We start from the raw sequence: 7690 nt of genomic DNA, 5'->3' as shown, positions 1-7690 counted from the left end.
CCCCGGCCAGCGGCTGCGCGGCGGCGTACTCCTTGCGGATCGACATCAGGCCGGGCATCTCGTGCTCGGCGAGGGTGATCTCCTTGCGGCCGAAGGCCGCGAGGGAGAGGTCGGCGACCTTGAAGTCGTGTCGATTGGCGACCGTCGTCATAACGGGCTGCTCCTCGTGATGGGTCGAGGGTGGGTAGGGCGGCTCTGCGGTACGCGGTGGGCACACGAATGCCCGGGCGGCTCGCAGCGCAGTCCGTCGGAGGCCCTCTCTCCCTCGGCCGGTCCGGCGTACGGACCGATCGACCGCCATCAGCAGCGACGTCTGACACTGCCGACGAATCTACACCGAACGGCCCAGCAGCTCCCAGTCCAACGGTTCGGGAAGCGGCCCTCGGCGACGTATCGGAGGGGGTCAGTGACCGGATTCCGTCGGGTCCGCCGGGGTGTCGGGGGTGTCTCCGGGGGTGCTGTCCGCCGCCGGTCGGGGCGGTGCTCCACCCGGTGCCTTGGCCGGATTGACGCCGGCCGCGGCCGCCGCCGCGTTGTAGATGTCCGGTTCCAGGTAGATGACGCGCGCGATCGGCACGGCCTCGCGGATGCGGGACTCCGCGGCGTTGATGGCGTGGGCGACCTCGGTCGCGGTGTCGTCGTGCTGGACCGCGATCTTGGCGGCGACCAGCAGCTCCTCCGGGCCGAGGTGGAGCGTGCGCATGTGGATGATGCCGGTGACGGTTTCGCCGTCGACGACCGCGGCCTTGATCATGTCGACCTGGTCGGTGCCGGCGGCCTCGCCGAGGAGCAGGGACTTGGTCTCGGCTGCCAGGACGATCGCGATGACGATCAGCAGGATGCCGATGCACAGGGTGCCGATGCCGTCCCACACGCCGTTGCCGGTGCCGAGAGCCAGACCGACGCCCGCGAGCGCGAGGACCAGGCCGATGAGCGCGCCGAAGTCCTCCAGCAGAACGACGGGGAGTTCCGGGGCCTTCGCGCGGCGGACGAACTGGGTCCAGGAGAGCGATCCGCGGGTCGCGTTGGACTCCTTGATCGCCGTACGGAAGGAGAAGCTCTCGGCGATGATCGCGAAGACCAGGACGCCGATCGGCCAGTACCAGGCCTCGATCTCGTGCGGGTCCTTGATCTTCTCGTAGCCCTCGTACACCGCGAACATGCCACCGACCGAGAACAGGACGATGGAGACGAGGAAGGCGTAGATGTAGCGCTCGCGTCCGTACCCGAAGGGGTGCTGGGGGGTGGCCTCGCGCTGGGCCTTCTTGCCGCCGAGCAGCAGGAGTCCCTGGTTGCCCGAGTCGGCGAGCGAGTGGACGCTCTCCGCGAGCATCGACGACGAGCCACTGAACAGGAACGCCACGAATTTGGCCACTGCGATCGCGAGATTGGCGCCGAGTGCCGCCACAATCGCCTTGGTTCCGCCTGACGCACTCATGGGTGCCTGGTGTCCCTTCTTCGGTGCTGCGGCTCCGGCAGCCGCGATACGGCCGGACATTGTTGCAGTCGCTGGTGCGGACGGTACGTCAGGCCACTACGGTGGCGCGGAACAAGGTGCCCGTTCCGGACACTTCGGCCTTCTCCCCCGCCGGTACGAAGACCGACTGGCCCGGCCCGAGTCCGAGCTCGCCGGCCTTCGGCGTGCCCGCGGTGCAGAGCAGGATCTGCGGCGTGGGCACCGTCAGGTCGACCGGGGCGGCGCCCGGTGAGAGGTCGAACCGGGAGAGCCGGAACTCGTCCACCGGCGTCTCGTACAGCTCCTCGCCGGACGGGGACGCCTCAGGACGCAGGATGCCCGGTTCGGTCGCCTCGAAACGGACGATGCGCAGGAGTTCGGGCACGTCGATGTGCTTGGGCGTCAGCCCGCAGCGCAGCACGTTGTCCGAGTTGGCCATGATCTCGACGCCGAGGCCGGCGAGGTAGGCGTGCGGAACTCCGGCACCGAGGAACAGGGCCTCGCCGGGCTGGAGTTGTACGTAGTTCAGCAGCATGGCCGCGATGACGCCGGCGTCCCCGGGGAAGTGGTGGGCGATGCGGGCGTACGGGGCGTAGGCGCCGCCGATCCGTTCGGCGGCGGCCGCCGCGGCGGCGACCGTCTCGGCCATCTCCGCCGGGTCCGCGGTGAGGATCGCGGTGAGGACCTCGCGCAGGGCGGCCTCTTCCGGCTGGGCGCGCAGCAGATCGGCGTAGGGCTTGAGGGAGTCGACGCCCAGCCCCTCCATCGCCTCGGCCGCCTCGGCGGGGCGGCGGAAGCCGCACAGGCCGTCGAAGGGGGTGAGCGCGCAGATCAGTTCGGGCTTGTGGTTGGCGTCCTTGTACGTGCGGTGGGGGGCGTCGATCGGGACGGACCGGCGCTCCTCGTCCGCGTAACCCTGGCGCGCCTGGGCGAGGTCGGGATGGACCTGGAGGGAGAGCGGTGCTCCGGCGGCGAGCAGCTTGAGGAGGAAGGGAAGACGGGGGCCGAACTTGTCGACGGCGGCCCGGCCCAGCTCTCCGGCCGGGTCGGCGGCGATGACGTCGGTCAGGGGCCGTTCGACGGCGGCCGGTGGGGTGGTGGCGTCCGAGGTGCGGGTGCCGGCGGCGGCGCGGGTTATCCGGGAAGGGGCTCCGGGGTGGGCGCCCATCCACATCTCCGCCTGCGGCTCGCCGGTGGGGGCGACGCCGAGCAGGGCCGGGATGGCGGTGGTGGAGCCCCAGGCGTACGGGCGCACAGTGTTGGAGAGCCGGTCCATGGAATTCGTCCTCGTGCGTTGCGTGATGCGGGCTTTGCGTGATGCGCGGTCTGCGGGGGGGTGGCGGGGTCGCGGGTGCTGGGTTCTCGCGGGGCGGTGTCGCCCGGTTCAGGCGCGGGCTGCCGAGGCGAGGGCCAGGTAGACGGCGGCGAAGTCGGTGACGGCGAGGAGTTCGGCGAGGACTTCGAGGCCGGTGCCCTCCTCCGGCTCCAGTTCGCTGATCGCCGTGTCGTGGCCCAGGGCGAGCTCGCGGGCCGCCGGGGCTGCGCTCAGGCCGCCGGTGGGCCGGTCGCGGAGCAGCACGACCCGGGCGTGGAGGGGTTCGGACTCCTCGACCCGGTCGCGGAAGAAGTCGTCGGGGTCGGCCCCGGCGGCGAAGGCCCCGGCCAGCAGAGCCCCGTGGGCGGGAAGCGCCTCGGGGAGTTCGGCCGCCAGGGCCGGACGGCCGGAGAGCTCGGCCAGGACCGCGGCGAACCTGCGCCCGACCGGGCCCGCGGCGTCTCCCTCCGTCCAGACGAGGGGCAGGCTGTCCGCGAGTTCGGCGGCCAGCGTCTTGGCGGGGTTGCTGTACGTGGCGATCGCCGGTCCGCAGCGTTCCGCCGTACGGTCCAGGCGGTCGGCGACGCCCTGCAACGCCTCGGCGGGCGCGGTGACCAGACCGACGCGGTCCAGCAGGGCGAGCAGCGGGGTGAACAACGCCCACAGGGTGCCGGGGCCCGCGGCCGACGTCTCGGCGTCGTACTCGCCGTGCGGGGCGGAGGCCATCGGTACGACGAGACCGTGCACGCCGTCGACCGCCTCGCGCAGGGGCGAGCGGCGGGGCGCCACGGCCACGACGGTGCAGCCGCGGCGGTACGCCTGCTCGGCGAGGAGGGCGAGGCCCGGTTCGGACCCGTCCGCCGTGACGATGAGGAGCAGGTCGACGGAGCCGGCCCAGCCGGGCAGGGTCCATCGCATCGCGCCGGCGGCGGGGGCCACGCCGGTGGGGTGGATGCGCGTGACCGGGGCGGAGGCGCCCGCCAGGGCCGCGATCAGGTCGGCGACGCCGGACGCGGCGGTGCCGGAGCCGGCGACCAGGACGGCGCGCGGGCGGCCCTCCGGGTTCAGCTCGGTGATCCCGGCCTCCGTCGCGTGGCGGGCGGCGGTACGCACCCGCGCCCCTGCCTCGGCTGCGCCGCGGAGCAGACCGCGGCGGTCGGCTCGGGCCAGGGCCTCCGGGGCGTCGAGCAACGACTCGTCGAGCATGGGGACGGTCCTCCGATCACGTGCCGATCACCGTGCGGGCAAGGGCCCGGTTTACGCGCTGCGGGCAGGCCCGGTTACGCGGGGCGGCGGGCCTCGTCGAGGAGGAGGACGGGGATGCCGTCCCGCACCGGGTAGGCCAGGCCGCAGTCCGAGCCGGTGCAGACCAGTTCCGGGCTGTCGGCCGCGGACCGGTCGTCGAGGGGGGAGTGGCAGGCCGGGCAGGCCAGGATCTCCAGGAGGCCGGCTTCGAGCGGCATGAGTGGGTCCCTTCGGGCGCGGGTGCGCGTGCGTGGGTGGTGCGTGTCCTGCTGTGCGGTGCGGCTTTGTTCTTGCCCTGACGGATCGGGCGAGGTCAGCCTACCGCCGGGGTGGCGGGGGCGCGGCCCGGCCCGGCCGGGCCGGGGGTGCGGTGCGGTTGGGGGGTGCGGTTGGGGGCGCGGTGCGCGGGGTGCGGCCGGGCCAGGCCGGGGTCCCGGGGCGGCAAGGTGCGGGGATGCGGCGGCCTCGCCCGGGTGCGCCTGCGGCGGGCCTTTCCCCTGCCCGCCCCTTCCCGAACCGGGGCTCCGCCCCGGACCCCGCTCCTCAAACGCCGGAGGGGCTGGGAACCACGCGGGGGCCCGAGAAACACCGGCCGGACGGGAGGCCAGCGCGCCGGAGCGCTGGGAGCGAGCCGGAAGAGCCGCGAACCATGCCCCAGGGGCTCGGAACAACACCGGAGCGCTGGCAGTGACGCCACAGGGGCTCGGAACATCGCCCGAGCACCGGGAGCACCGCCAGGAAGAGCCGCGAACCACGCCGCAGGGACTCGGAACAACGCCCGAGCGCTGGCAGTGACGCCACAGGGGCCCAGCACATCGCCCGAGCACCGGAAGCACCGCCAATAAGGACCGCGAACCATGCCCCAGGGGCTCGGAACAACACCGGAGCCCTGGGAAGAGGGCCGGAGCAGGCGGCGAACCCCCGCCCCTCCCAGCCCGCCGGGTCAGGCGCCCGCCGCACGGATCAAGGCCAAGCCCTCACCACCCACCGACTCACGCACCCACCGCACGCACCAACCCCCACACCACCACCCGCCAGCTCACGCACCCGCCGCGCGGATCAGGCCCAGGACCTCGTCGCGTACCGCCGTCATCGTTTCCTCGTCGCGCGCCTCGACGTTCAGGCGCAGCAGCGGCTCCGTGTTCGAGGGGCGGAGGTTGAACCACCAGTCCGGGGAGGTGACCGTCAGGCCGTCCAGGTCGTCGGTGGTCACGTTCTCGCGGGGGGCGAACGCCGCCCTCACCTCTGCGGTGCGGGCCCGCTGGTCGTCGACCGTGGAGTTGATCTCGCCCGAGTCCGTGTAGCGGTCGTACTGGGCCACCAGGGACGAGAGGGGCTTCTCCTGGCCGCCGAGGGCCGCCAGGACGTGCAGGGCGGCGAGCATGCCCGTATCGGCGTTCCAGAAGTCGCGGAAGTAGTAGTGCGCGGAGTGCTCGCCGCCGAAGATCGCCCCGTGTGCGGCCATCTCCGCCTTGATGAAGGAGTGGCCGACGCGGGTGCGGACCGGGGTGCCGCCGTGTTCGCGTACGACCTCTGGGACCGAGAGGGAGGAGATCAGGTTGTGGATGACCGTGCCCCGGCCGCCGTTGCGGGCGAGTTCCCGGGCCGCGACCAGGGCGGTGATCGCCGACGGGGAGACGCCCGCGCCCCGCTCGTCCACGACGAAGCAGCGGTCCGCGTCGCCGTCGAAGGCGAGGCCGAGATCGGCGCCCTCGGCCACCACGCGGGCCTGGAGGTCGACGATGTTCGCCGGGTCGAGCGGATTGGCCTCGTGGTTCGGGAACGTGCCGTCCAGTTCGAAGTACATCGGGACGAGTTCCAGGCGCAGCCCCGCGAAGACCGTCGGGACGGTGTGGCCGCCCATGCCGTTGCCCGCGTCCACGACGACCTTCAGGGGGCGGATCGACGACAGGTCGACGAGCGACAGGAGGTGGGCCGCGTAGTCGTGGAGCGTGTCGCGGGTGGTGACCGTGCCGGGGGTGGCGGCCGGCTGCGGTACGCCGGTGTCCGACCACTTCTCGACCAGGGTGCGGATCTCGGCGAGCCCGGTGTCCTGACCGACCGGGGCGGCGCCGGCCCGGCACATCTTGATGCCGTTGTACTGGGCCGGGTTGTGCGACGCCGTGAACATCGCTCCCGGCAGGTCCAGGGACCCCGAGGCGTAGTACAGCTGGTCCGTCGAGCAGAGACCGATCAGGGTGACGTCGGCCCCTCGGGCCGCCGCGCCCCGGGCGAAGGCCATGGACAGCGCGGGGGACGTGGGGCGCATGTCATGGCCGACGACGATCGCGTCCGCGGACGTCACCTCGACGAAGGCCGCCCCGAACTGCTCGGCCAGCGCCTCGTCCCACTGGTCGGGGACGACGCCGCGGACGTCGTACGCCTTCACGAGCTGCGACAGATCTGCGGTCACGGGCCGGTCCTCCTGAGGTCTCTTCGGACCGCCAAACTACCCGGCGGGCGCGGGCCTCTCAGGAGTCGGGGGAGCGCAACACCCGGAGGTGGCCCCTGCGGGCGACCTCCATCGGGTCGGCGGTGCGGGGGCCGCCTCCCCTGGGGCCGTCCCCGCGGTCCTGCGGACGCGCGGCTTCCCGTACGGCGTTGGCCAGCGCTTCGAGGTCGTCACCGCTGGGGCGCGTGGGCGCAGAGGGGTCGGAGAGCCGGACGACCTCCCAGCCGCGGGGCGCCGTCAGGCGCTCGCTGTGCTCGGCACAGAGGTCGTAGCAGTGGGGCTCGGCGTAGGTGGCGAGCGGGCCGAGGACCGCGGTCGAGTCGGCATAGACGTACGTCAGTGTCGCGACGGCAGGGCGGCCGCAAGCGGTGCGCGAACAGCGACGTACAGGGCTCACGATGTTGGACGGTACCGCACTCTTGAGCGGGCTGCGACGACTCTCCCCCGGCTCACCCCACCGTGTCGCCCTGTGACCTCGGGCACAGGGCCCTCCCGGGCGACTGCCCTGACCTGCGGGGGAGGAGAGGGCCACCGGGCGTGACGGCGATGATTCCGGTTACCACTCGGTGCAAAACCTGTCATACGGCAGGACTCCGGCGATCGCGAGCAGGGCCTGAAACGGATCACCCCGTGGCCGGATCGGTCAGTTAGGGACAGGTCTGATGAAAGGTCAGGTGGTGGCGCGACCGGCCGGGTGCCCGTGCCGGCCGTGCTCCGCCCGCACGCCCGGCGGAGGGTTACGCTGCGTCAGTGATGGACAGTCCCGTACCGCCGCCCCACCCGTCCGAGCCCCGACCGAGGCGCCGAGACCGGCATGGCCGCGGCATGCGCGGTCCCGTCGCGCCTCCGCAGGTGCCGCTCTCCGCCAGCAGGGCGGACAGTTTCCGCGATCTGGTGCAGGACTCCGTGGAGCGGCTGGAACGCCGCTGGCCGCAGCTGGCCGAGGTCGACTTCGTGGTCCTCGACGTGCCGGGAACCGCGGAGGAGACCGTGCCGCTGGGCAGCGCGGTGTCCGCGGAGAAGGAGCGGCCCGCGCAGATCGTCATCTACCGGCGCCCCGTCGAGATCCGCACCAAGAACCGTGACGAGCGCGCGCTGCTCGTGCACGAGGTCGTGGTCGAGCAGGTCGCGGAGCTGCTCGGGCTCTCGCCCGAGTCGGTCGATCCCCGGTACGGGCAGGAGTAGACCGCCGAGCCGTGGGGCGGGCCGGTTTCCCGGCCCG

At 72.9% G+C, this 7690-nt stretch carries 8 protein-coding genes; 1 reads left to right on the top strand and 7 read right to left on the bottom strand.

Translation table 11 applies throughout. The annotated features are described in order from the left end of the window. From E6R60_RS30415 to E6R60_RS30380, 7 genes are all read right to left on the bottom strand, one after another. On the bottom strand, positions 1 to 217 hold a 217-nt coding region (locus E6R60_RS30415; protein WP_240802735.1), incomplete at its 3' end, for an adenosylhomocysteinase. A 186-nt stretch (positions 218 to 403) separates the two neighbouring features. Beyond that, positions 404 to 1438 (bottom strand): cation diffusion facilitator family transporter, encoded by a 1035-nt coding sequence (locus E6R60_RS30410; RefSeq protein ID WP_136329907.1) that lies wholly within the window; start codon positions 1436 to 1438, stop codon positions 404 to 406. Positions 1439 to 1526: 88 nt separating this feature from the next. Then, on the bottom strand, positions 1527 to 2732 hold the full coding sequence (gene manA / locus E6R60_RS30405; protein ID WP_136329906.1) for a mannose-6-phosphate isomerase, class I: 1206 nt from the start codon (positions 2730 to 2732) through the stop codon (positions 1527 to 1529). Positions 2733 to 2840: 108 nt separating this feature from the next. Further along, the gene (locus tag E6R60_RS30400) at positions 2841 to 3977 is read right to left on the bottom strand and encodes an SIS domain-containing protein (protein ID WP_136329905.1); all 1137 of its coding nucleotides are present in this window, start codon (positions 3975 to 3977) and stop codon (positions 2841 to 2843) included. 74 nt (positions 3978 to 4051) lie between these two features. Next, a complete protein-coding gene (locus tag E6R60_RS30395; protein WP_136329904.1) occupies positions 4052 to 4234 on the bottom strand; it encodes a Trm112 family protein in 183 nt (60 codons plus the stop codon). An 821-nt stretch (positions 4235 to 5055) separates the two neighbouring features. Then, positions 5056 to 6429 carry a phosphomannomutase/phosphoglucomutase gene (locus E6R60_RS30385; protein WP_136329902.1) on the bottom strand — a complete coding sequence of 458 codons (1374 nt, stop codon included), beginning with the start codon at positions 6427 to 6429 and terminating at the stop codon, positions 5056 to 5058. A 58-nt stretch (positions 6430 to 6487) separates the two neighbouring features. Next, positions 6488 to 6865 (bottom strand): DUF3499 domain-containing protein, encoded by a 378-nt coding sequence (locus E6R60_RS30380; RefSeq protein ID WP_206309556.1) that lies wholly within the window; start codon positions 6863 to 6865, stop codon positions 6488 to 6490. Positions 6866 to 7221: 356 nt separating this feature from the next. Between E6R60_RS30380 and E6R60_RS30375 the strand changes: the two genes are divergently transcribed. Then, on the top strand, positions 7222 to 7653 hold the full coding sequence (locus E6R60_RS30375; protein WP_136329901.1) for a metallopeptidase family protein: 432 nt from the start codon (positions 7222 to 7224) through the stop codon (positions 7651 to 7653). Positions 7654 to 7690: the final 37 nt, after the last annotated feature.

The organism is Streptomyces sp. A0642 (assembly GCF_004795105.1).
Lineage (GTDB): Bacteria > Actinomycetota > Actinomycetes > Streptomycetales > Streptomycetaceae > Streptomyces.
Note: the sequence above shows the minus strand (reverse complement) of the source record. Positions and strands in the feature narration are given on the sequence as shown.